At 61.6% G+C, this 21892-nt stretch carries 20 protein-coding genes; 12 read left to right on the forward strand and 8 right to left on the reverse strand.

Features of this window, described 5'->3' with window-relative positions; genetic code table 11:
* Window positions 1–84 precede the first annotated feature (84 nt).
* Genes P7F28_RS06805 through P7F28_RS06815 form a run of 3 tightly spaced genes read left to right on the forward strand, consistent with a single transcriptional unit; the run spans window position 85 to window position 3287 of the window.
* Entirely contained in the window at window positions 85–1521 is a 1437-nt protein-coding gene (locus tag P7F28_RS06805) for a PLP-dependent aminotransferase family protein (protein WP_277183807.1), read from the forward strand.
* Window positions 1518–1781, forward strand: coding sequence for a helix-turn-helix domain-containing protein (locus P7F28_RS06810; RefSeq protein ID WP_277183736.1), 264 nt, complete (start codon window positions 1518–1520; stop codon window positions 1779–1781). The genes P7F28_RS06805 and P7F28_RS06810 overlap by 4 nt, the downstream gene beginning before the upstream one ends.
* Before the next feature lie 57 nt (window positions 1782–1838).
* Window positions 1839–3287 (forward strand): PLP-dependent aminotransferase family protein, encoded by a 1449-nt coding sequence (locus P7F28_RS06815; RefSeq protein ID WP_277183737.1) that lies wholly within the window; start codon window positions 1839–1841, stop codon window positions 3285–3287.
* A 1-nt stretch (window position 3288) separates the two neighbouring features.
* Here the strand turns inward: P7F28_RS06815 and P7F28_RS06820 are convergent, their stop codons facing one another.
* Window positions 3289–4422 (reverse strand): TAXI family TRAP transporter solute-binding subunit, encoded by a 1134-nt coding sequence (locus P7F28_RS06820; protein WP_370467252.1) that lies wholly within the window; start codon window positions 4420–4422, stop codon window positions 3289–3291.
* Window positions 4423–4568: 146 nt separating this feature from the next.
* Complete coding sequence (locus tag P7F28_RS06825; RefSeq protein ID WP_277183738.1) at window positions 4569–6155, reverse strand: zinc ribbon domain-containing protein; 1587 nt, start codon at window positions 6153–6155, stop codon at window positions 4569–4571.
* On the opposite strand from P7F28_RS06825, the gene P7F28_RS06830 reads away from it, so the two are divergent.
* Window positions 6154–6423, forward strand: coding sequence for a hypothetical protein (locus tag P7F28_RS06830; protein ID WP_277183739.1), 270 nt, complete (start codon window positions 6154–6156; stop codon window positions 6421–6423). The two genes, P7F28_RS06825 and P7F28_RS06830, sit on opposite strands and share 2 nt — an antisense overlap.
* 671 nt (window positions 6424–7094) lie before the next feature.
* Here the strand turns inward: P7F28_RS06830 and P7F28_RS06835 are convergent.
* Window positions 7095–8678 (reverse strand): aldehyde dehydrogenase (NADP(+)), encoded by a 1584-nt coding sequence (locus P7F28_RS06835; protein ID WP_277183740.1) that lies wholly within the window; start codon window positions 8676–8678, stop codon window positions 7095–7097.
* Window positions 8679–8829: 151 nt separating this feature from the next.
* On the opposite strand from P7F28_RS06835, the gene P7F28_RS06840 reads away from it, so the two are divergent.
* Complete coding sequence (locus tag P7F28_RS06840) at window positions 8830–9765, forward strand: LysR family transcriptional regulator (RefSeq protein ID WP_277183741.1); 936 nt, start codon at window positions 8830–8832, stop codon at window positions 9763–9765.
* Between the two features lie 7 nt (window positions 9766–9772).
* Here P7F28_RS06840 and tam read toward each other — a convergent pair whose 3' ends face one another.
* A complete protein-coding gene (gene tam, locus P7F28_RS06845; RefSeq protein WP_277183742.1) occupies window positions 9773–10558 on the reverse strand; it encodes a trans-aconitate 2-methyltransferase in 786 nt (261 codons plus the stop codon).
* A 100-nt stretch (window positions 10559–10658) separates the two neighbouring features.
* Between tam and P7F28_RS06850 the strand changes: the two genes are divergently transcribed.
* Complete coding sequence (locus tag P7F28_RS06850; protein ID WP_277183743.1) at window positions 10659–11585, forward strand: LysR family transcriptional regulator; 927 nt, start codon at window positions 10659–10661, stop codon at window positions 11583–11585.
* Window positions 11586–11762: 177 nt separating this feature from the next.
* Entirely contained in the window at window positions 11763–12995 is a 1233-nt protein-coding gene (locus tag P7F28_RS06855) for a HAMP domain-containing sensor histidine kinase (RefSeq protein ID WP_277183744.1), read from the forward strand.
* A 52-nt stretch (window positions 12996–13047) separates the two neighbouring features.
* On the opposite strand, the gene ahpF is transcribed toward P7F28_RS06855, so the two are convergent.
* Window positions 13048–14634: an alkyl hydroperoxide reductase subunit F gene (gene ahpF / locus P7F28_RS06860; RefSeq protein WP_277183745.1), complete on the reverse strand. Its 1587-nt coding sequence runs from the start codon at window positions 14632–14634 to the stop codon at window positions 13048–13050.
* Between the two features lie 144 nt (window positions 14635–14778).
* Entirely contained in the window at window positions 14779–15342 is a 564-nt protein-coding gene (ahpC, locus tag P7F28_RS06865; RefSeq protein WP_277183746.1) for an alkyl hydroperoxide reductase subunit C, read from the reverse strand.
* A gap of 256 nt (window positions 15343–15598) precedes the next feature.
* Between ahpC and ribA the strand changes: the two genes are divergently transcribed.
* The gene (ribA, locus tag P7F28_RS06870; RefSeq protein ID WP_277183747.1) at window positions 15599–16279 is read left to right on the forward strand and encodes a GTP cyclohydrolase II; all 681 of its coding nucleotides are present in this window, start codon (window positions 15599–15601) and stop codon (window positions 16277–16279) included.
* Between the two features lie 15 nt (window positions 16280–16294).
* On the opposite strand, the gene P7F28_RS06875 is transcribed toward ribA, so the two are convergent.
* Both P7F28_RS06875 and P7F28_RS06880 read right to left on the reverse strand, forming a co-directional pair.
* A complete protein-coding gene (locus tag P7F28_RS06875) occupies window positions 16295–17023 on the reverse strand; it encodes a 2OG-Fe(II) oxygenase (protein ID WP_277183748.1) in 729 nt (242 codons plus the stop codon).
* A 65-nt stretch (window positions 17024–17088) separates the two neighbouring features.
* Entirely contained in the window at window positions 17089–19368 is a 2280-nt protein-coding gene (locus P7F28_RS06880) for an ATP-dependent DNA helicase (RefSeq protein WP_277183749.1), read from the reverse strand.
* Between the two features lie 118 nt (window positions 19369–19486).
* On the opposite strand from P7F28_RS06880, the gene P7F28_RS06885 reads away from it, so the two are divergent.
* From P7F28_RS06885 to P7F28_RS06900, 4 genes are read left to right on the forward strand one after another with little or no spacing between them, the layout of a single operon-like run.
* A complete protein-coding gene (locus tag P7F28_RS06885) occupies window positions 19487–19612 on the forward strand; it encodes a hypothetical protein (protein ID WP_277183750.1) in 126 nt (41 codons plus the stop codon).
* Window positions 19609–21126: an FAD-binding oxidoreductase gene (locus tag P7F28_RS06890; RefSeq protein ID WP_277183752.1), complete on the forward strand. Its 1518-nt coding sequence runs from the start codon at window positions 19609–19611 to the stop codon at window positions 21124–21126. Before P7F28_RS06885 ends, P7F28_RS06890 begins: the two co-directional genes overlap by 4 nt.
* On the forward strand, window positions 21123–21485 hold the full coding sequence (locus P7F28_RS06895; RefSeq protein WP_277183754.1) for a hypothetical protein: 363 nt from the start codon (window positions 21123–21125) through the stop codon (window positions 21483–21485). Before P7F28_RS06890 ends, P7F28_RS06895 begins: the two co-directional genes overlap by 4 nt.
* Before the next feature lie 35 nt (window positions 21486–21520).
* Window positions 21521–21886: a DOPA 4,5-dioxygenase family protein gene (locus P7F28_RS06900; RefSeq protein WP_277183755.1), complete on the forward strand. Its 366-nt coding sequence runs from the start codon at window positions 21521–21523 to the stop codon at window positions 21884–21886.
* The last annotated feature ends 6 nt before the right edge of the window (window positions 21887–21892 follow it).

Below are 21892 nucleotides of genomic sequence, written 5' to 3' on the forward strand. Positions count from 1 at the left end.
TAAGCGATGAAGAAATCGTACTGTGTTCCAAATTTTTCGCGGCGCACAGAAAATGCGAAATAAGAGGAGTACAGTTGCGACATGATGAAGCTCTACGAGAAATTCGCCGATGAGATCGAAGAAGCCGTGCGGCGCGGCGTGTTCGCGCCCGGTGAACGCGTGACGTCGGTGCGGCAGGCGAGTCAGCAACACGGCGTGAGCATCAAGACGGTGCTGCACGCGTATGCGCTGCTGGAGAGTCGCGGCATTCTGGAGACGCGTCCGCAGTCGGGGTACTTCGTGCGGGCGAAACCGCCTGCGCGTGTGATGGCGCGCGTGGCGAAACGCACGATTGCTGCGGCATCGGAAGTGGATGTGAGCGGGCTGGTGCTGTCCACGTTGCGCAGTATCGGCGCGCACGATGCCGTGCCGTTCGGCTCGCCGTATCCCGATCCCGAGCCGTTCCCGTGGCGGCGCATCAACCAGTATGCGAACGCGATCGCGCGCCGGCATGCAAGCTGGAATCTGATCGATGATCTGCCACCCGGCAATCCCGAACTCATTCGCCAGATTGCGCGGCGTTATGCGGAAAACGGCGTGCCGGTCGATCCCGACGAAATCGTGATTACGGTCGGTGCAACGGAAGCGATCAATCTCAGTTTGCAGGCCGTCGCCAAACCGGGCGATACCGTCGCCGTCGAATCACCGACGTATTACGCGATGCTCCACGCCATCGAGCGTCTCGGCATGCGCGCGATCGAAGTGCCGACGCATCCGGCCGATGGCATCGATATCGACGCACTGGCCGCGATCATCGCGCGGCGCAAAATCGCCGCGTGCATGGTGATGCCGAACTTCCAGAACCCGCTCGGCTTCCAGATGCCGGACGAGCGCAAGCGCCGGCTGGTCGAATTGCTGAGCGAGCACGAGATTCCCGTCATCGAAAACGATGTGTATCACGAGCTTTATTTCGGCGATGCGCGTCCGTCCACGCTCAAGAATTTCGATACCAAAGGGCTCGTCTTGCATTGCGCATCGTTCTCGAAGAGTCTGACGGCGTCGTATCGCATTGGCTGGGCGATGCCGGGGCGGTTTCGCGCGCAGGTGGAGAAGCTCAAGTTCCTCAACACGCTGACCACGCCTTCGGTGCCGCAGGTCGCTATCGCCGATTATCTGCGGCAGGACGGCTACGACCGGCATTTGCGGCGCGTGCGCAAGTTGTATCGGCAGCAGGCGCGCATCATGATGTCGATGGTCGAGCGTTTCTTTCCGCCAGGCACCCGCACATCGACGCCGCAAGGTGGCTATGTGTTATGGGTCGAACTGCCGCCGCGCGTCGATTCGATGAAGCTCTATCGCGCCGCGCTCGAATGCGGCATCACGGTCGGGCCGGGCACCATGTTTTCGACGCGCAATGCGTTCAGCCATTTCATCCGGCTCAACTACAGTTATCCGTGGACGGCGGACAGCGAAGCCGCCCTGCAACGGCTGGGCACTTTGGCCACCGAACTCGACGCGCACGCTAAGGAGAATGACAAATGAACGATGGCATCGATCCGGCGCTGGTCGCCGTGCTCACGCAACTCTGGCGCGCGAAGTCGGAAGCGCCCGATCGCACGTGGTCGCTGGCGAAGATCGCCAAACAAGCCGATTTGCCGATGAGCACCTTGCGGCGTCAGTTGGCTGGTTTGTCGGATGCGGGGCTGGTGGAGATGCAGATGAGCGAGGAAGGCACGGGAAGCGCATGGTTGACGGATGAAGGGGTGACGTTGTGTATGGCGGTGTTTGGGGTGGCATCTTGACGGACATTCAGCCATCAGTGGCGTTGCGAGCGTCGCGCGCGGAATAAGCCGCACACCTTGGACATCCACATCACTCTCCACGGCCGGCGCGATCTGACCAACCAGATCTACGGTCAACTGCGCGCGGGCATTATCGAAGGGCGGCTGGCGGCGAACGAGCGCTTGCCGTCCACGCGCGATCTTGCCGCGCAGCTCGGCGTCTCCCGCAAGACCACGCTCGATGTCTTCGAGCGCTTGATTGCCGAAGGTTTTCTGCGCACGCGCGCAGGCGATGGCACCTTCGTCGCCGCCGGTCTCACGCGTCTGCCAAGCGCGCGCGCCGAACCCGCTTCGGCTATCGCCCGTGCCGCAGGCATCTGGCGCGACATGCCGCAGCGCATGGCCATGCCCATGCCACCCGCCGATGGTTCGCTCGATTGCGATTTCAAAGGCGGCGTCACCGACAAAACGCTGTTTCCCTACGATGCCTGGCGCCGCTGTCTGCATCACGCGATCCGTCAGCAGGCGCGCGCGGGAGGCGATGTCGCGGCGTATCGCGATCCGGCGGGCGAGCAGGAGTTGCGGCTCGGCATCGCGCGCTATCTGGCGTTCAGCCGCGCGGTGACGTGCAACTGGCAGGACGTCGTGGTGACGCAGGGCGCGCAGCAGGCGCTCGATCTGCTCGCGCGCATCGTGATTCAGCCGGGCGATGTGGTCGCGGTCGAGGAGCCGGGTTATCCGCCCGCGCGCGCGTTGTATGCGGCGCTCGGCGCGCGCATCGCGCATGTGCCGGTGGATGGCGAGGGCATCGTCGTGAGCAAGCTGCCGCGCAATACGCGCCTCGTGTATGTGACGCCGTCGCATCAGTTTCCGCTCGGCATGCCGATGAGTCTGGAGCGGCGTATCGCGTTGCTGGAGTGGGCGGCGCAGCGCGGCGCGATCATCGTCGAGGATGATTACGATGGCGAGTTTCGCTTCGAAGGGCGTCCGGTCGAATCGCTGAAAAGTCTGGATCACGCGGGGCTGGTCGCGTATGTCGGCACGTTCTCGAAGACCATTTTTCCCGATCTGCGTATCGGCTATGTGGTGCCGCCCGCGACGCTGCGCGAACCGCTTTGGACCGCCAAGCAAATCTGCGACTGGCATTCCTGCATGCTCACGCAAACCGCGCTCGCCGCGTTCATGCTGGACGGCGATTACGCGAAGCATCTGCGGCGCATGCACAAGGCGTATGCCGCACGGCGTAGTCGTTTGCTGCGAAGTCTCGGCGGCGAACTCGCGCCCTGGTTCGAGCCGATGCCTTCGACCGCCGGCATCCACCTGGTCGCGCGCTTGAGCGACACACACGATGAAGCGCGCGTGGTTGCGGCGGCGCGCGAGGCATCGGTCGGGCTGTACGGAATCGCGGATTTTTATGCGGGCAAGCCGGGCGAGCAGGGCGTGCTGCTCGGCTATGGCGGAACGAGCGTGGAGGCCATCGAGCGCGGCACGGCGCGGCTGGCCGCGCTCATGCCGACGCTGCTTTAGATCACTGATCGCACAATAAAAGCACTTTCTCCTGCGCCGTGCAGGTGGCTTTCTTCGGCTTCGGCGCGTCGGCATCGACGTTGCGCGTGGAGACGGTTTGCGCGCTGCCTTGCGCCATCGCCTGCCGATGCGCGATGCACGCGCGCAGGCGCTTTTCCATCGGCGGATAGTATTTCCAGCCCTTGGTCAGCGGCGGCAAGTCGAGATGCACCTGCTTCCACTTCGGATGCCCGTTCGCCTGCAACTGATCGAAGTTCGTGCACAGCGAATCCGCGAACTTCGACAGCGATCCGACCGTGCCGCGCAAGCCATAGTCATAGGTCACGAGGAACGCGCGCACGGTGAGCGTCGGCGTATCTTCGGTGATCCAGTTCGGATAGCTCGTGGTGCGGATCGTCGCGGGGAAATAGGTTTGCTTGGCGCGCGCGGTTTCGGGCGCGCTCGGATCGAGCCGCAGCAGTTTGATCTGCTGCAACAGCTCCGGATTCATGTCCTGAAACAGCTTGGCCGGCTGGCCCGCGACGATCACCGCCACATCGATCTTGCGCACGATCAGCTTGGCGAGCGAATCCTCGTTGTTGAAGTGCTGCTCGTTGGCCTCGGGAATCGGCTCACCGAACATCAGCCGATACAACGTCTCCGCCGACTGCGCCGTGCCGCTGCCGATCGGCCCCACGCTGATGTTTTTATCCTTGATCTCGTTGATGGTCTTGAGCGGCGAATCCGAACGCACCACGAAGTAAATTTCTTCATCGTAGAGCGGCATGATGAGGCGCAGCGGCTGAATGATCTTGGCGGCATCCGCGTTACCGGACGTCGCCATATCCATATACGCCTGATACACGTCCGATTGCACCAGCGCGAACTTCACGCCCGGCTCGTAGCGCATGCGCTGCACGTTTTCCGCCGATCCCTTCGATGGCAACACTTCGAGATCGATGCCCGCCGGTTGCGCGACGTACTTCGACAAGTCCTGGCCGATCTGGATATACGTCCCGCGCTCCTGACCGGTGGTGATTTTGTACGGCACCGGATCGGCCGCATAAGCCGATTGCAGCGCGCCGCACAGCGCACTGACGGCGAGCATCGCGAGCGCCCCGCGCGCGGCGTTCTGCATGATTTTCGTGGCAAGCATGATTGACCCTTGATCTGAGTTGACGGGTTCGTTGAAACTCGCGGCGATGCACGGCGAACGCCATCCATCGCGCGCAATCTGGTCTTCTTCGGTCATGCTCACGGTGCGCGGGTCGGCGGTCTCCGAACCTTGCCGCGCACGTCGTGTCACTGCGAGGGCTTGGGCATCGAGTCCGAGCCGCTCCAGCCGTATTGTTTGATCGCGCGTTCGAGCGCTTCGGTCTTGTCGGTGTCTTGATGAACCGGCGCGGCGGTCTGTGTTCCGCTTTGTCCGATGATCGGCGGCACGCGCTGCGCGACGGGTTGCGCGGTAGGTTGTGCGTTGAGTTGTGCATTGACAGGCGGATGCGGCACTGTCGACGGGCTCGCGCTCGTTTGTCCGATGTACTGCGGCGGACGCGGCACCGGAGCGGGCACCTGAGCGGGCGCAGGCGCGGGTTGCGCGCGCGTTTCCGGCTGGCCGATGTACTGCGCCGACCCATTCTGCGATGTCGATGGCGACGGCGCAGCGGACGGTTGCCCCAAATACTGCGCCCCACGCGCCGCGGTCGCATCAGACTGCGAATCGCCGATGTATTGCGGCTTTTTCGGTGCGCTGGCTTGTGCTGCGGCCGGCTGCTGCTGCGCTGGCGCCGTGCGAGTCGTCGTATGAGTTTCGGGCGCGGTGCTGGTCGCAGTCAGCGCATTCGTCGCGGCCTGCGCACGCGCCAGTTTGTCGGCTTTCGCGGCGGCATCGGCTTCCGCCCTGGCTTGCGCTTTGGCTTCGGCATTGGCGCGCGCTTCATCGGCGGCGGCCTGACGCGCGGCGGCGGCAGCGGCTTGCGCGGCGCGCTTCTCGGCACGGCGCTCGGCCCACGTTTTCTGCGTCGAAATCGATGCAGCGGGTTTGTCCTGCGCGGGCGCGGGAACAGCGGCAACCGCAGCCGGTGCGGGAGCAGGCGCTGCCAGCTTCGCCGAATTCGTCACAGTCGATGCCGCCAGCGCTTGCCTGGCCGCCGCCGGATTCGTCCCGACCCAGCCCGCATGTTCGATCACGCGTTCCAGCATCGCCTGCGATTCGATGCTGCTGCCATCAAGCGACAGCGCTTCGCTCGCATTCTGCTGCACGCACGCCCACGCCTGCGTCCTTTCGCACGCGCGCGCGAGTTGCAGCGCGGCGTCGCGTTGCAACTCGCGCTTCACCAGTTCGTCGCTGATCGATGCATATTCCGGACGCGTTTGCTGTTGCGCATTCAGCGCCTTGAGACGCGCGCGCGCCGTGGTCAGATCGTGCTGATTCATCGACTGACGCACGCCCGACATCTCGTCGCTGCCGCCGGAAGCCTTCGAATTTGCGGCAATCGTTGGCGCATTCGAACGATCGATGACACCGTGCGTGCTCGGGCCGTATTTCGAATCGATCGCGCCGGACACGCTGTGCTCGCCGGAGGCGGCAGTATCGTCGCCGGAATCGTGCTGGAAATAGAACACCGCGCCTGCCAGCAGCAGCACCGCCGCCGCGCCCGCGATGATCGTCTTGCGCTGCGTCCAGTTTTCGGAGCCTGGAAGGGTATCGGGATCGTGGCGCGGATCGGCGTACGCGTTGCGCGCCGATTGCTCGACACGTTCGATCTGCCTCGCGCGATGCTCGGCCGCCTTCTGCGCGATGCGTTCGGCCGCGCGTTTCGCGTCCCAGCCGCTACGTGCGCCGGTATCGGCGCTGGATGCGCCGGCCGCGCCTGCGGAAGTGGACATGCCAGCTCCCGCCGATGCAAACGGCGCGGATGCGGTCTGCTCGAACATGCTGCCGCGCGGTTTCGCCGCCGCCGATGCAGCATCGCGCTTGAGTCCGAAGGCGGCGCTGCGATCCGCGCCGCATGTAGGGCAACTGTCGGCATTTTTGCGCACCGTGCTGCCGCAACGCTGGCAGGCAACGGAGAACATCGATGCAGGAAAAGTCAGACGCGTGGACATGCTAAAGCCCTCGAAGGACAAATGCGATAACGTGGCTGCCATTGCTTAGGACGCTTCAAGCGCGCTTGCGCTCGGACTTTTTAAATCGTCCCGCGGCAGCAATCCTTCGTATTGTTCCCGCTCTTGAAACACGCGTGTTTCGCTCACGGAAAGTCCGAATATCGACCAAGCTTTTTCGGACGTCAATCGCGTTTCGCACCTATCTCGGGCCGTCAAAAACCTAAAGCAAACCTGCTGCGCGTATGCGCGCTGTTTTTTGCTTTCCGCCTCGTTTTTGTCTCGTATCGCGCCTGTCTCTCGATGCCGGCGCTGGCCCTCGTTTAAGTGTGAACGCGTCGGGATCGGTGCTGCGCCCTGATGGGGCGAAGCATATCGCCGCGCTGGCATCGCTCACTTGTTTCTGACATTTTGGGTTCTCGGCGGCGGTTTTGAGACGCCAATCCTTAGCCGATAAACGACAAGGCCCTATATTCGCCCGATAACCCACTGATGCCAAAGCAATTCAGCTTTTCAATAGCAGCGTGCTACGGAGAGCAAACGCTTGCGTGCTTGCATTTGGTTACATTTGCTAGCGCGTTTTAGGAGATGATTCGTCATCCGAAGTAAATTTATTCGCCATGCATTTTGGACATTTGGTTAGCGATTTCTGAAATGAAAAAAGCTGCGATGCATACACATCGCAGCCTTCGAAGACTAAAGCCTGACTACTTAGTCAAACCCTTAGTCAGCCAATTGCAGCTTACCGTCGATACGGCGATTCAGCCCAAGCGGATTAGCCGTCTTGAGCGCATCCGGCAACAGCGCATCCGGCAGATCCTGATAGCTCACCGGACGCAGGAAGCGGTTGATCGCCAGGCTGCCGACCGAGGTCGAACGGCCATCTGCCGTGGACGGGAACGGGCCGCCGTGAACCATCGCGTGACCGACTTCCACGCCCGTGCCGAAGCCGTTCACCAGCAGACGGCCGGTACGGCGTTCGAGTGCGGGCAGCAGGCGCTTGGCTTCCGCGTAATCCGCTTCGTCGATATGCAGCGCCGACGTCAACTGGCCTTCCAGCGATTCGATCAACTCCAGCATCGAATCGAGGTTCGGGCAGCGCACGATCAGCGACGATGCTCCGAAAATTTCCTCTTGCAGCTCGTGGCTCTTGCGGAAGGCTTCCGCCGTGGTGACGAACAGCGCCGACTGGCCTTGGTTGCCGCTCTTGGCTTCGAGGCCGCGCGCGCAGGTGGTCACATTGGCGTGATCGGCGGCTTTGGACACCGAGCTTTCGTACGTCTTGAAGATGCCCGGCGTGAGCATGGTTTGCGCCGCCGTTTCCTTCAATGCAGCCGATGCCGCTTCGATGAACGTGTCGAGATCCGGACCATCGACGGCGAGCACCAGGCCGGGGTTCGTGCAGAACTGACCCGCGCCCAGCACCAGCGACGACACGAACGCCTTGGCGATGCTTTCGCCGCGATTCTTCAGCGCGTTCGGGAACAGCAGAACCGGGTTGATGCTGCTCATTTCCGCGTAGACCGGGATCGGTTCCTTGCGCGCCGCTGCGATCTTCATCAGCGCGACGCCGCCGCCACGCGAACCCGTGAAGCCCGCTGCCTTGATGCGGTTATCCGCAACCAGACCTTGACCGACATCACGGCCGCTGTCGAACAGCAGCGAGAACGTGCCTTCCGGCATGCCGCAATCCTTCACCGCCTTCTGCACCGCGCGGCCAACCAGTTCCGCCGTGCCCGGATGCGCCGAGTGCGCCTTGACGATCACCGGGCAGCCTGCGGCCAGCGCGGAAGCCGTATCGCCGCCCGCGACGGAGAACGCCAGCGGGAAGTTGCTCGCGCCGAACACGGCGACCGGGCCGAGGCCGACGTGACGCAGACGCAGATCCACGCGCGGCAGCGGCTTGCGTTCCGGTTGCGCCGGATCGATCCGCACGCCGAGGAAATCGCCGTTGCGCACGACATCCGCGAACATGCGGAGCTGGCCGACCGTACGGCCACGTTCGCCTTCCAGACGGGCGCGCGGCAGGCCGCTTTCGGTCATGCAGCGCTCGATCAGATCGTCGCCGATATCGAGAATGTTCTGCGCGATTGTTTCGAGAAACTTTGCGCGCGCTTCCGGCGCGGTTTCGCGATAGACGTCGAACGCGGCCCACGCGAGCGCAGCGGCGCGGTCGAGATCGGCGAGCGTCGCGCCGCCGAAAGCCGGTTCGATGGCCGCGCCCGTGGACGCGTTGACGGCCTTGATCGCGCCGTTGGTGCCGTGCACGGATTGCTGACCGATGAGCAGGTTGCCAGTGAGTTGCATGATGTCTCGTCCTTGAAAGAATTCGGAGCGCGCAGTTGTACGATGACTGCTGCCTTGCGCGAACTATAAGGCCTCGGACCGGGCGATGTATAGTGAATCCTTTCCATCGCTTGATCGCTTTTTGGAATCACCTCGTGGTTGCCCATTCACTATGAAGAACACGCTGGACGTGCTGATGTCGCGGCTTCGCATGAAGCAGTTGCAACTGCTGATCGCGCTCGACGACCACAAATCGCTGCACAAGGCGGCAGGCGCGATGGCGATGACGCAATCCGCCGCCAGCAAGGCGCTCGCGGAACTCGAATCGATGTTGGAAGCGCCGCTGTTCGAGCGTGCGAAAACCGGCCTGATCCCCAATCCGTTCGGCCGATGCGTGGTGCGCTACGCCCGCGTGCTCGCCGCCGATCTCACGGCGCTTTGTCAGGAAGTCGCGCAGATTCGCGCGGGAACAGGCGGAAGGCTGACGGTCGGCACCATTATGGGCGCCGTGCCGGAATGGGTCGCGCCGATCGTGAACGAGATGCACGCGAAGCATCCGGATCTGGCGATCGAAATCATCGAGGATACGAGCGCGAATATGCTCGTGATGCTGGACGATGGCCGCGTCGATCTGGTGATCGGGCGCGCGAGCGTGTCGGATCAGCCGTCGAAGTATCAGTATCAGCCGTTGACGGACGAACCGTTGTCGGTGGTGGTCGGGCACGATCACGCGCATCTGGCGGCGAAGGGTATCGGCTTCGCGGAATTGGCGAAACTGCGCTGGATCACGTATCCCACGTATATGCCGATGAGCGCGCTGCTCGAACGCGAACTCGATCTCGCTGGCCTGCCGATGCCCGCGAATCCCATTTCCACCGCGTCGCCGCTGGTCACGGCAACGCTGTTGCAGCAGAGTGCCGAACTCGTATCGATTTTGCCGACCAGCGTGGCGAAGTTGTTCGAAGCGCATGGCATGCTGCGCATCGTGCCGGTGCCGATGAAATCGAAATCGCAGACGTACGGCATCGTGACCAGAAAGGGCGGCGCGCTGTCACCCGCCGCGCGCCAGTTCGTGCAAATGATGCGGGACAAAGGGCGACCGCATTGAGCGTTTTTTATCGCGTGGCGACGATGAAAAGGCGCGGAAACGGCAGCAGAACCGTGCCGTTATCGAGCACGGTGTACGCGCCGCTCAGCGCTTCTTTATAGCGACTTAAAAACGCGGCCTGTTCGGTTTCATCGAGACGCGAAAGGAAGGGGCGCAACGCGCTGCCTTCGAACCATTCGATGACGGCATCGATACCGCCGTCGAGCGCGTGGTAATACGTCGTGCGCCAGATATCGACGTGCGCGCACAGCGGTTGCAGCATCGCGTAATACCACTGCGCATCGAAGCGCTTCGTCCGTTCCGCGCCCTTCAAACGATCGCGCCACGGACCTTCCTGCGCCGTCTTCTGCATCAGCCGATGCGCGGGTTCATCGAGATTGTCGGGCATCTGCACGGCGAGCCGTCCGCCGGGCGCGAGCTTTTGCAGCAGCGCGGGAAACAGCGTTTCATGATCGGGCACCCACTGAAGCGCGGCATTGGCGAGAATCAGATCGAAGAGGCCGGGCGCGTTCCACGCGGAGATATCGCTCAGTTCGAATTGCACATTTGGGACGTTGAGCAGACGCTTGCGCGCGGCGGCGATCATATCGCTCGAATTGTCCGTGCCGATGATCCGCGCATCCGGTGCGTACGAAAGCAGCGTTTCAGTGGAATTGCCCGGACCGCAGCCGATATCCGCTGCATGGCGAATCTCATTTGCACGCGCGGCGTTCAGCAAATCCCGTACGGGACGCGTGCGTTCCGCTTCGAAGCGTGAGTATTGGGTTGCATTCCAGTCAGCGTTCTTCGTCATCTCCAACCCCTGCGTAAAAGAGCAAGCGCGATTCTGCTATCCGCGCCGTCCCACGTAAAATGAATTTATGCTGCGAATTAATAGGTTTTTCTAACGAATCATGAAGATCGATACTCTCGGTGTGCAAGCCTTCGTCGCCATCGCCGATGCAGGCAGTTTCAAGGCCGCCGCCGAGCAGTTGCACATCACGCAGACAGCGGTCACGCAACGTCTGCGCAAGCTCGAAGACTTTCTCGGCGTGCCGCTGATCGAACGGACGACGCGTTCCATGGCGCTGACCGAAACCGGCCGCACGTTTTTGCCGCAGGCGAGGCGCTTGTTGGGCGAGCTGTCCTCCGCGCTGGTCGAGATTCGTGAAACCGGCATGGCGCAACGTGGCGATGTTTCCATTGCGTGCGTGCCGACGGTTGGCGTGCAATACCTGCCGCGCGTGTTGCAGGCGTATTCGGCGCGCTTTCCGCATAACCGCGTGCGGATTCTCGATCATGCGTCGTCGGCGGTGGTGCAGGCGGTGCTGCATCGTGAGGTCGAGTTCGGCATCAAGATCGCGGGCGAGCATCATCCGGAACTGGAAACGGTCGCACTCGTCGATGATCATTACGTGCTCGTGTGTCATCAGGATCATCCGCTGGCGAAAAAGCGGCGCGTGGCGTGGCGCGCGTTGCAGGACTATCCGCTGATCCTTGCAGGCGATGTCAGCGGCAATCGCACGCTGATCGACAGCGCATTGGAAGGCAGCGATATCCGGCTGCATTCGTTCTACGAAGTTCAGCGCAGTTCCACCGCGCTCGGGCTGGTGGCGGAGGGCGTCGGCGCCGCCGTCGTTCCTGCACTCGCTATACAGAAGGGTTCCTTTCCGAGCGTGCGCGCGATCGAACTCGTCGAGCCTTCCATTTCGCGTTCGCTGGTATTGGTCACGCGCAAATCGGCCAGCCTTTCACCCGCCGCGCAGGCGTTGTACGACATGTTGCTGGCGCAATCCAATACCCGCGCCGATGCACGCACCAGGAAGGCGCGCGCCCGGTGACTTTTACCGGCTGCGTGTCTTTTAAGCACCAGGAATGCCGTCGGAATTTACTGCGCGATTAAGCATCGTCCTATACTGACGATGCATCGCGGCAGCCGTTTTCCGCGTCCGTTTTATTCGGGCATTCACACGAGCCACGCGCGCCGCACCTGGCGCATCGCACGGGGACACACGCAGATGGGCGACATTTCAGACGGCCTGACGGGTCTCGTCGCGGCACTCCGCGCACAGCAACCCGCGCTTACCGAACGCTGGATGAAACTCGTTTTCGGCGATCAGGAAGTCGAGCATTCCGATCAGCTCACTTATCGTCAGCTTGCGGGTCACTTGCCGAGTATCTTTCAGGAAATCTGCATCGTGCTGGAGTCGCGCAATCTGCGCGATTCGGAAGGCGCGATAGAACGCGATGCGCGTCAGCACGGGCAATGGCGCTGGCAGCAGGGGTATCGGATAGACGAACTCGTGCGTGAACTGGACTTGTTTCGGCAAGTGCTGTTGCTGGCGATCGGCGAATATGCGGCGGCGCATGCGAATTTTTCGCGTGACGATGAAGAACACGCGCGCCTGATGACCGACGAAGTGGTCAGCTTCGTCACGCTCGCATCGATTCGTGAAGCGGTCAGCGAACGCGATCGAAAGATCGATGAATACACTGGCATGCTGGAGCGCGCGAATTACGAGCTCACGCTGCGGCAGAAGCTCATCAGCGATCTGTACGAAACGCGTATGCAAATCACGCGGCGCGTCGCACACGATCTCCGCAATTTCCTGAATGTCTTTTCGACGGCGCTGCAACTCGCCACGCGTTCGCCTGCCAAGCGCGATACGGCGCTTGGGCTTGCGAATCGTCAGGTGGCGGATATGGCCACGCTCGTCGATGAAATGGTCGAGTATTCCAAAGTGCTCGGCGACGATTCCGTACTGACGGTCGAGCCGTTCGACCTCGTCGGCCTGTTCGATGAATTGATGCAGGCGTGCCGCGTATCGACGGAAGCGAAGGGGCTGAAGCTGATCGGCCAGTTGGATACGAACCTGAGGATGGTGACGTCGAGCCGGCTGAAGGTGAAGCAGGTTGCGCTGAACCTGCTGTCGAACGCGATCAAGTACACGGCGGCGGGGGAGATCGTGTTGTCGATCAATCTCGCGCCGGACGATCGCTGGCGGCTGCGGGTGACGGATACGGGCGTGGGAATCGGTGAGGACGATCAGGAGCGCGTGTTCGAAGAATTCGAGCGCGCGGCCGATGACGATATTCCCGGCGCGGGATTGGGCTTGGCGATCGTCAAGGAACTGTCACGCACGCTCGATGGCGAACTCAAGTTTCAATCGGCGAAAGGGCATGGCAGCGTGTTTGAGGTGACGTTTCCGCTTGTGTTGGTGCCGAAGCCTGCGCCGAACGCGGCGCCATAAAAAAGGCGAACGGGGCACCCCGTTCGCCTTCGGTCTTCATGACGGTTTTTGATTACGCCGTCACTTCTTCTTCGACCACTGCATCATCATCCACCGACGTGCGGATCAGGTGATCGAACGCGGACAGCGATGCCTTCGCGCCTTCGCCCACCGCAATCACGATCTGCTTGTACGGCACCGTGGTCACATCGCCGGCTGCGAACACGCCGGGAATCGACGTCGCGCCCTTGGCATCGACCACGATCTCGCCGTGCTTCGACAACTCGATGCTGCCCTTGAGCCATTCCGTATTCGGCACCAGCCCGATCTGCACGAACACGCCTTCCAGTTCGACATGATGGCTCGCGCCCGTCGCGCGGTCGGTGTACGAAATGCCGTTGACCTTCTTGCCGTCGCCGGTGATTTCCGTCGTCTGAACTTGCGTGACGATGGTCACGTTCGACAGGCTGCGCAGCTTCTTCTGCAACACCGCATCCGCACGCAGTTCCGCGCCGAATTCGATCAGCGTCACCGCACTCACGATATTCGCGAGATCGATCGCCGCTTCCACGCCCGAATTGCCGCCGCCGATCACCGCGACGCGCTTGCCCTTGAACAGCGGACCATCGCAGTGCGGGCAATACGCCACGCCACGATTGCGATATTCCTGCTCGCCCGGCACGCCGACTTCGCGCCAGCGCGCACCCGTTGACAATACGATGGTCTTCGCCTTCAGCACCGCGCCGCTCGCCAGATGAATCTCGTTGATACGGCCCGGCACGAGTTTGGCCGCGCGCTGCACGTCCATCACATCGACTTCGTATTGCTTGACGTGCTGTTCCAGCGCGACCGCGAACTTCGGTCCTTCGGTTTCCTGCACCGAGACAAAGTTTTCGATCGACATGGTGTCGAGCACCTGACCGCCGAAGCGCTCCGCGACCACGCCCGTCGCAATGCCCTTGCGCGCCGCGTAGATTGCCGCCGCCGCGCCCGCAGGACCGCCGCCGACGATCAGCATGTCGAACACCGGCTTGTTTTCGAGTTCCTTTGCCGCGCGCTCGGCTGCACCCGTATCCAGCTTGGCGAGAATTTCCTTCACGCCCATGCGGCCCGAGCCGTAGCTTTCGCCGTTGAGGAACATCATCGGCACGGCCATGACCTGACGCGATTCGACTTCCTGCTGGAACAGCGCGCCGTCGATCGCGACGTGTTTGATGCGCGGATTGATGATCGCCATCACGTTCAGCGCCTGCACGACTTCCGGGCAGTTCTGGCACGACAGCGAGAAATACGTCTCGAAGTGGAAATCGCCGTCGAGATTCTTGATTTGCTCGATAGTTGCATCGTCGAGTTTGATCGGATGGCCGCCGGTTTGCAGCAGCGCGAGCACGAGCGAGGTGAATTCGTGGCCCATCGGAATGCCAGCGAAGTGAATGCCCGCATCCTTGCCCTTTTCGCCGATGGTGAACGACGGGCGGCGCGCGCCCGCATCATCTTTCTCGACGACGCTGATATGCGTGCTCAGCGAGGCGATTTCATCGAGCAGGCCTTTCAGCTCCTTCGATTTGTCGCTGCCGTCGAGGAAGGCGACGAGTTCGATCGGCCGGGAGACCTTTTCCAGATAGGCTTTTAATTGATTCTTGAGGTTGGCGTCGAGCATGGCGATGTCCGTTCCTTAGTGCGATTTACAGACGTGTTTCGATACAGCGCTGATTTGACACAGCGCTGCAACGAAAGCTTTTTTGGTGCTCCGGACCCGCGCCGAAAGCGGGCGAACCCGGTAAAACTCGCAGAGGATACGAGCTTAGATCTTGCCGATCAGGTCGAGCGACGGCGTCAGCGTTTCAGCGCCCGGCGTCCACTTGGCCGGGCAAACCTGACCCGGGTTCTTCGCGATGTATTGCGCTGCCTGCACCTTGCGCAGCAGTTCGCCCGCGTCACGGCCGATACCGTTGTCGTGGATTTCGCACAGCTTGATCTCGCCTTCCGGGTTGATCACGAACGTGCCACGCAGCGCCAGACCTTCTTCTTCGATCAGCACGTCGAAGTTGCGCGAGATTGCCAGCGTCGGGTCAGCGATCATCGGGTACTTGATCTTTTGGATCGTGTCCGACGTGTCGTGCCATGCCTTGTGCGTGAAATGCGTGTCGGTCGAAACCGAGTAGATTTCCACGCCCAGCTTCTTGAATTCGTCGTAGCGGTCAGCCAGATCGCCCAGTTCCGTCGGGCACACGAACGTGAAGTCGGCCGGATAGAACACGAACACCGACCACTTGCCCTTCAGGCTTTCTTCCGTGACGGTCTGGAAATCGCCATTGTGGTAGGCGGTTGCTTTGAACGGCTTGACTTGGCTATTGATGATGGGCATTACCAGATTCCTTTTGGAGTGGTGTTGAAGAAGTAGATGAACTATACAGGAAAGCTATCGTTCGTGCGAATTTGATTGCTTTTATTGTGGGCATAGATTCAACCTATCAGGCTGATATCGCTCGTTAACGCTTAACGCCCCATTGCCTCTGACAAACCCGGAGCGAAACGTTCAGCCGTGCGACAATCTGCAAACTTTCCCGATGGGCTTTAACATGACTTGCCCGCCCGGGCCGTCATGGACTTGCAGATTGACTATGAAAACCGCTTCTCCCACGCAGGACGAAAAACAGGACGTGAAGAACCCGCAGCAGCGCTTCGGCGAGTGCGATGAGTGCGCGGATGTCGAACTCGTCGCAACCGCGACCATTCCCACGCGTTACGGCACGTTTGCTTCGTATGTGTATCGCGTGAAGCATACGGGGGCGGAGCATATTGCCTTCGTATTGGGCGATGTCGGCAACGGCGAACCCGTGCTGACGCGCCTTCACTCCGAATGCGTGACGGGCGATGTGTTCGGCTCCTACCGATGCGATTGCGGCGAGCAGCTCGATCTGGCGCTGCGCTATATCGCGGCGGAAGATCGCGGGATTCTGCTGTATCTGCGCGGACATGAAGGGCGCGGCATTGGCCTGGCGAACAAGATTCGGGCGTACGCGTTACAGGAACAAGGCCTCGATACCGTCGATGCCAACCTTCATTTGGGCCTGCCCGACGACGCCCGCGAATACGATTCCGCCGCCGCCATCCTGCGCGCGATGAACGTAAAGTCAGTGCGCTTGATGAGCAACAACCCGTCGAAGTTCGACACCTTGCTCAAGCACGATATCCCGGTGTGCGAACGCGTTGCGCTGGCTATTCCCATGCGCGAAGAGAATGAGCGCTATATCAAGACCAAGCAGGCGCGTTTCGGGCATTACTTCGACGAGAACGAGTAAAGCGCCGAACAGGCTTCACGTTGCATCGTGAAAAATCACCCCGAGCATATGCCTGCGTCCTGACCGCAGGCGGCTCACTCCATGCCGCATATTCACGCGATACGGCCCGCGCGTTCCCTGCACGGGCCGGTGATGTACCGCAAAAAACGCCGCATCGCCTTGTGCTAATGACAGCACTTCCGCGCGCGACTGCATGCGCGGGCGCTGCTCCGTCATCACAAATTCGCCGCCGGTGAAATCGCGTCTCGGCGCGGACAGCAGCACCGCCATCTGAATCGGAAAGACGTGTTCGCCGTAGAGATCCTGATGCAGACAGTTGTAATCGCCCGGCACGTAGCGCAGTAACAGCGGCGTCGGCCGCGTTTGCCCGGCCTGATGGCAACGTTCGATAAACGCATCGTGTTCACGCGGATAACGCGTGTCGATCCGCATGATCTCGTTCCACCGATCCGCAATCGGCGCGAGATGCGGATACGCCGCGCGCCTTAACTCACCGATCAGATCGGGCAGCGGATAAGCGAAGTATTTGTACTCGCCACGTCCGAAGCTGTATCGCTCCATCACGATGCGGCTGCGGAAATGCGCGTTGTCGTCGTAGCGCGTGGCGAGAGTTTCGCATTCTTCGCGTGTCAGCAAACCGGGCGCGACGGCCGCGCCGTTGCCATCGAGCTGAGATTCGATCTCCGCCCAGTCGAGCGCTTCGACGCGCGCGGCGATATCCAAAGCCTGTTCGAGCATTTTCATGTTGATTCCTCCATCGATACGCGCAGTGTCACGCGCATCGCGGTCTGCATGCACTCCGGCTCTTGCTATGCAATTCGCAAATCATGCTGCCGCACGATCTGCACGCGCCACCACGCGGGCAACAGCCGCAGCACTTCGGCGCGCGTGAATCGATCGTCGATCAGAAACAGCACGCCGCGATCTTCCGGTCCGCGAATCACGCGTCCCGCCGCCTGCACGACTTTCTGCAAACCGGGGAACAGATACGTGTACGCGTAACCTTCGCCGAACGCATCGTGCATGCGGGTTTTCATTTGCTCGTTGACGGGATTGAGTTGCGGCAGACCGAGTGTGGCGACGAACGCGCCGATCAGCCGCGTGCCCGGCAGATCGATCGCCTCGCCGAACGCGCCGCCCAGCACCGCGAAGCCGATGCCGCGTCCATCCGGCTCGAAGCGCGCGAGAAACGCCTGCTGCGCGGCTTCGCTCATTGCGCGCGATTGCAGCCAGCACGGCACGTTCGGATGCCGTTCCGCGAGCGCCGCCGACACTTGCGCCAGGTATTCGAAGCTGCTGAAAAAACTCAGGTAATTGCCCGGCGCGCGCGCGTATTGCGCGGCGATCATATCGGCGATGCGCTCGATCGATTGCGCGCGGTCGCGGTAACGCGTGGAGATATCGGCGATGGCGTGTACGTCGAGTTGATCGGCGCTGAACGGCGAGTCCACGTCGATACGCACCGTCGTTTCCGGCAAGCCGAGCGTGTCGGCATAGAAATGCGCGGGCGTGAGCGTGGCGGAAAACAGCGCGACGTTATGCGCGCGAGCGAATCGCGCCTGAAGATGCGGCGCGGGGATCACGTTGCGCAGACAAAGCACGGTATTACGCTGATGCGTCAGGGTGACATCGAATATTGAATGCGCCCCGAAACGCTCCGCGATACGCGTGAAATGCACGGCATCGAAATAAAAGCGCAGCGTGTCGGGCGTGAAGGCGTCGGGGTGATCGGCGAGTGCTTCGGTCATTTGCGACACCGCCTGACTCAGCGCGCTTAACAAGGCCTCAGGCGGCTCGGGATACGCCGCGTATTCGATACGCTGATCGCGGCTCGCCTCGCTCCACGCGCGCGCAACGCGATTCAGCACGCGCTTGAGCATAGCGGGCGCGCCACGGCGCATTGCGTTGAACGCCGCGCGATCGAGCGATGCCGTGTACATGCCGCGCGCGCGATCGACGAGGTTATGCGCCTCATCCACCAGCACCGACACGCGCCACCGATTCGCTTCCGCAAGCGCAAACAGCATCGCGCTGGTATCGAAGTAATAGTTGTAGTCACCGACGATCACGTCCGCCCAGCGCGACAATTCCTGGCTCAGATAGTACGGACAGACATCGTGCTCGCGCGCGACCGTGGCCACCGTCGCGCGATCCAGTTGCGCGTGCTTCAGCGCAGCGGCGCGCGCACTCGGCAATCGATCGTAAAAACCTTGCGCCAGCGGACACGATTCACCATGACATGCGCGGTCCGGATACTCGCAAGCCTTGTCGCGCGCGACCAGTTCGACCACACGCAGCGGCGAGGCATGCAGCGTGGCGAGCGCATCGAGCGCAAGCTGACGGCCCGCGCTTTTTGCGGTGAGAAAGTAGATCTTGTCGAGTTGCTGCTTCGGCCACGCTTTCAGCAAGGGAAACAGCGTACCGACCGTTTTGCCGATACCCGTCGGCGCTTGCGCCATCAGACAGCGGCTCGATATCGCCGAGCGATAAATCGCCTCAGCGAGCGCGCGTTGTCCGGCACGAAAATCCGCATGTGGAAAGGCGAGGGCGTTCAGCGCCGAATCCCGCGATGTACGGTGCGCGATCTCCTGCTCCGCCCACGCGATAAACCGCTCGCATTGCGCTTCGAAATGCGCTTTCAACTGCGCAGCCGTTTCCGTCTCGACGATCACCATTTCCTTCTGATCGACGATATCGAAATAAACCAGCGCGATCTCGATTCGATTCAGCCCGCGCGATTCGCACATCAAATGCGCATAAACGCGCGCCTGCGCCCAATGCAAATGCCGATGATTCTGCGGCATCGTTTCCAGCCTGCCGCGATGCGTCTTGATCTCTTCCAGCCGATTGCGCGCGGGATCGAAACCATCCGCACGGCCGCGCACGCGCAGCGGACCGAAGTCTTGTGTCAGAGAGATTTCTTTCAGATAACCCGCAGGCCGCCGATTGGTGACTGTGATGTGTCCCGCGATACCTTCCTGTGCGGTGGGCGCAGGCGTGAAGCGCAGATCGAGATCGCCTTGCTTCGCTGTGAACTCGCACAACGCGCGCACGGCGACGGTGTAGGCGGGTTCGGGTACTGTATGCATGTACAGCAGTCTAGCATGCGTTTTGCGTTGGAATAATGCTTCGTGGCAGTGCGTTTATAGAACAAGCGGCGCGCATTGCTGCGTCGTCCTAAACTCACTTTATTGACGGAGGTATTCCATGAAGCTCGCCAGAATCGGCATGATCATGCTTGCGTTGATGGCCGGATTGCTCGCCGGATGTCAGACGGATGGCAACGGCGCGTCGGGCACGTCATCGACCAGCGGCAGCAGCGGCGGATATTGAGCGACGCCCTCAGCGACGCACTCGCGGCCTTCCGCATCGCGTTGGGCGATGACGCCGTCCTGACCGGCAACGCGCTCGATCCGTACCTCGATCCTTTCGCGCCCGGCGACGCCGCCACGCACGCGCCATCCGCCGCCGTGCTGCCGCGCGATGTCGATGCAGTGCGCGCGGTGCTCGGCATTGCGAACCGGTATCGCGTGCCGCTATGGAGTGTATCGACGGGGCGCAATTTCGCGTACGGCGGCGCGTCGCCGCGCGTGAAGGGCAGCGTCGTGCTCGATTTGCGGCGGATGAATCGAATTATCGACATCGATCAGACGCTGGGATTCGCGGTCGTGGAACCGGGCGTGACTTATTACGACTTGCATCGCGCGCTCGGTACGCCGCGCCGCTTTTGGGTCGATCCGCCTGCGGCGGGCTGGGGCAGCGTGATCGGCAATACGCTGGAGCGAGGCTACGGCACGACGCCTTATGGCGATCACGCGGCGCATCAGTGCGGCATGGAAGTGGTGCTCGCGAATGGCGATATCGTGCGCACGGGCATGGGCGCGATGTCCGCGAGCCGCGCGTGGCAAGTCTTTCGGCCGGGTTTCGGGCCGTCTTACGACGACATGTTCATGCAGTCGAATTTCGGCGTGGTGACCAAGCTCGGCGTGTGGCTGATGCCCGCGCCCGAAGGCTACATGATCTGTCGATACGCCTTCGCGCACGAAGACGATCTCGCGCAAATCGTCGATACGTTGCGGCCGCTTAAGCTCGACGGCACGATTCAAAGCCAGGCGGTGATCGAAAGCGCGGTGCGCTGGGCGGCGGGCGTTTCGGCGCGGCGCGAGTGGTACGACGGACCTGGCGCGATGCCCGATGACGCCATCGAAACGATGACGCGCAAGATCGGCATCGGCCGATGGAACCTGCGCTTTTGCCTGTACGGACCGCAATCGATGGTCAACGCGCGGCGCGACATCATCCACGCGCGTTTTCAATCGATCGAAGGCGCGACGCTGTTCGAGATGCCGTATCGGAATGCCAGTGTGGAACCGGTCGGCGGCGGCGATCGCGCGCAAGTCGGCATTCCGAATATGGAAGCGTTCAATCTGCTCAACTGGCGCGGCGGCACGGGCGCGCATATCGATTTCTCGCCGATCTGCGCGCCGCTCGGACGCGATGCCGCGCAACAGGCGCGCACGGTGCGCGAACGCGCGGCGCAATTCGGGCTCGATTATTACGGCGGTTTTACGATGGGCACGCGCGCCATGCATCATATTTTCGCGGCCATTTTCAATCGCGACGATGCGCAGCAATCGCATGCGGCGGGCGCGCTGATCGAGACGCTGATGCGTGAATTCGGCGCGGCGGGATTTGGGCAATATCGGGCGCATCTGTCGGTGATGGACCTTGCCGCTTCGCAATACGATTTCAACGATCACGCCTTGATGCGCCTTTCGCGCACGATCAAAACCGCGCTCGATCCGAACGGCATTTTGTCGCCTGGCAAGCAGGGGATCTGGCCGTGAAACTATCGCGGCGCGCGTTCATGTTGATGTCGATATCGTGCGCGGTGACGCTTGATGTGCGCGCGGGTTCGGGTGCGGGTTCGGGCACGCCGCGCATCGTCGTGATCGATGAAGCGTTGCGCGCGCATTGGCCGATAAAACCGCAAGACCGCATCACGCGCCTGAATGGCGATGCAGTTTGGCTATGGCACGACCATCTGCAACACGAAGCGCTGATCCACGGCGTCACGCGTCCCGCCGACGCCTTCGTTCTCACGCGGCTTGCATCGGATATCGGCATGCGCGTAACGCAGCGCCCGATTGATACAGAAGCGGTGATTTGGTCAGTCGAGCGCATATCGACCATTTCGATAAAATGACCGATGCCTTCATATTGCCGTGCAAGGATGAAACGATGGACTCAACGGACACGTCCGCCATTACCGGCTGGCACGCCCATATTTACTTCGATGCTTCCAGCCGCGATTCAGCGTGGCAATTGCGGCAGCTTATCGAAACGCACTTCGCAGGCGAATTGCAAAGCGGACGGCTGACGCTGGGCCGCTTTCACGAGCGCCCGGTCGGACCGCATCCGCAATGGTCGTTTCAACTCGGATTCGGCAGCGAAAATCTAACGCCGATGCTGTCGTGGCTCGCGCTCAATCATGGCGCGCTCGATGTCTTTATGCATCCCAATACGGGCGATGCTTTGAAGGATCATCGTGATTCGGCGGTGTGGATCGGCCGGTCATACGACTTGATACTCGACCGGCTGATGTAAAGAAAA

The organism is Caballeronia sp. BR00000012568055 (assembly GCF_029439455.1).
Taxonomy (GTDB): domain Bacteria; phylum Pseudomonadota; class Gammaproteobacteria; order Burkholderiales; family Burkholderiaceae; genus Caballeronia.

Bases quoted from the DNA above. Each gene is read 5' to 3' on its own strand.
- P7F28_RS06805 (WP_277183807.1), top strand. From the start codon at position 85: ATGAAGCTCTACGAGAAATTCGCCGATGAGATCGAAGAAGCCGTGCGG.
- P7F28_RS06810 (WP_277183736.1), top strand. From the start codon at position 1,518: ATGAACGATGGCATCGATCCGGCGCTGGTCGCCGTGCTCACGCAACTC.
- P7F28_RS06820 (WP_370467252.1), bottom strand. From the start codon at position 4,422: ATGCTTGCCACGAAAATCATGCAGAACGCCGCGCGCGGGGCGCTCGCG.
- P7F28_RS06830 (WP_277183739.1), top strand. From the start codon at position 6,154: ATGCCAGCTCCCGCCGATGCAAACGGCGCGGATGCGGTCTGCTCGAAC.
- P7F28_RS06825 (WP_277183738.1), bottom strand. From the start codon at position 6,155: ATGTCCACTTCCGCAGGCGCGGCCGGCGCATCCAGCGCCGATACCGGC.
- P7F28_RS06835 (WP_277183740.1), bottom strand. From the start codon at position 8,678: ATGCAACTCACTGGCAACCTGCTCATCGGTCAGCAATCCGTGCACGGC.
- P7F28_RS06840 (WP_277183741.1), top strand. From the start codon at position 8,830: ATGAAGAACACGCTGGACGTGCTGATGTCGCGGCTTCGCATGAAGCAG.
- tam (WP_277183742.1), bottom strand. From the start codon at position 10,558: ATGACGAAGAACGCTGACTGGAATGCAACCCAATACTCACGCTTCGAA.
- P7F28_RS06850 (WP_277183743.1), top strand. From the start codon at position 10,659: ATGAAGATCGATACTCTCGGTGTGCAAGCCTTCGTCGCCATCGCCGAT.
- P7F28_RS06855 (WP_277183744.1), top strand. From the start codon at position 11,763: ATGGGCGACATTTCAGACGGCCTGACGGGTCTCGTCGCGGCACTCCGC.
- ahpF (WP_277183745.1), bottom strand. From the start codon at position 14,634: ATGCTCGACGCCAACCTCAAGAATCAATTAAAAGCCTATCTGGAAAAG.
- ahpC (WP_277183746.1), bottom strand. From the start codon at position 15,342: ATGCCCATCATCAATAGCCAAGTCAAGCCGTTCAAAGCAACCGCCTAC.
- ribA (WP_277183747.1), top strand. From the start codon at position 15,599: ATGAAAACCGCTTCTCCCACGCAGGACGAAAAACAGGACGTGAAGAAC.
- P7F28_RS06875 (WP_277183748.1), bottom strand. From the start codon at position 17,023: ATGAAAATGCTCGAACAGGCTTTGGATATCGCCGCGCGCGTCGAAGCG.
- P7F28_RS06880 (WP_277183749.1), bottom strand. From the start codon at position 19,368: ATGCATACAGTACCCGAACCCGCCTACACCGTCGCCGTGCGCGCGTTG.
- P7F28_RS06885 (WP_277183750.1), top strand. From the start codon at position 19,487: ATGAAGCTCGCCAGAATCGGCATGATCATGCTTGCGTTGATGGCCGGA.
- P7F28_RS06900 (WP_277183755.1), top strand. From the start codon at position 21,521: ATGGACTCAACGGACACGTCCGCCATTACCGGCTGGCACGCCCATATT.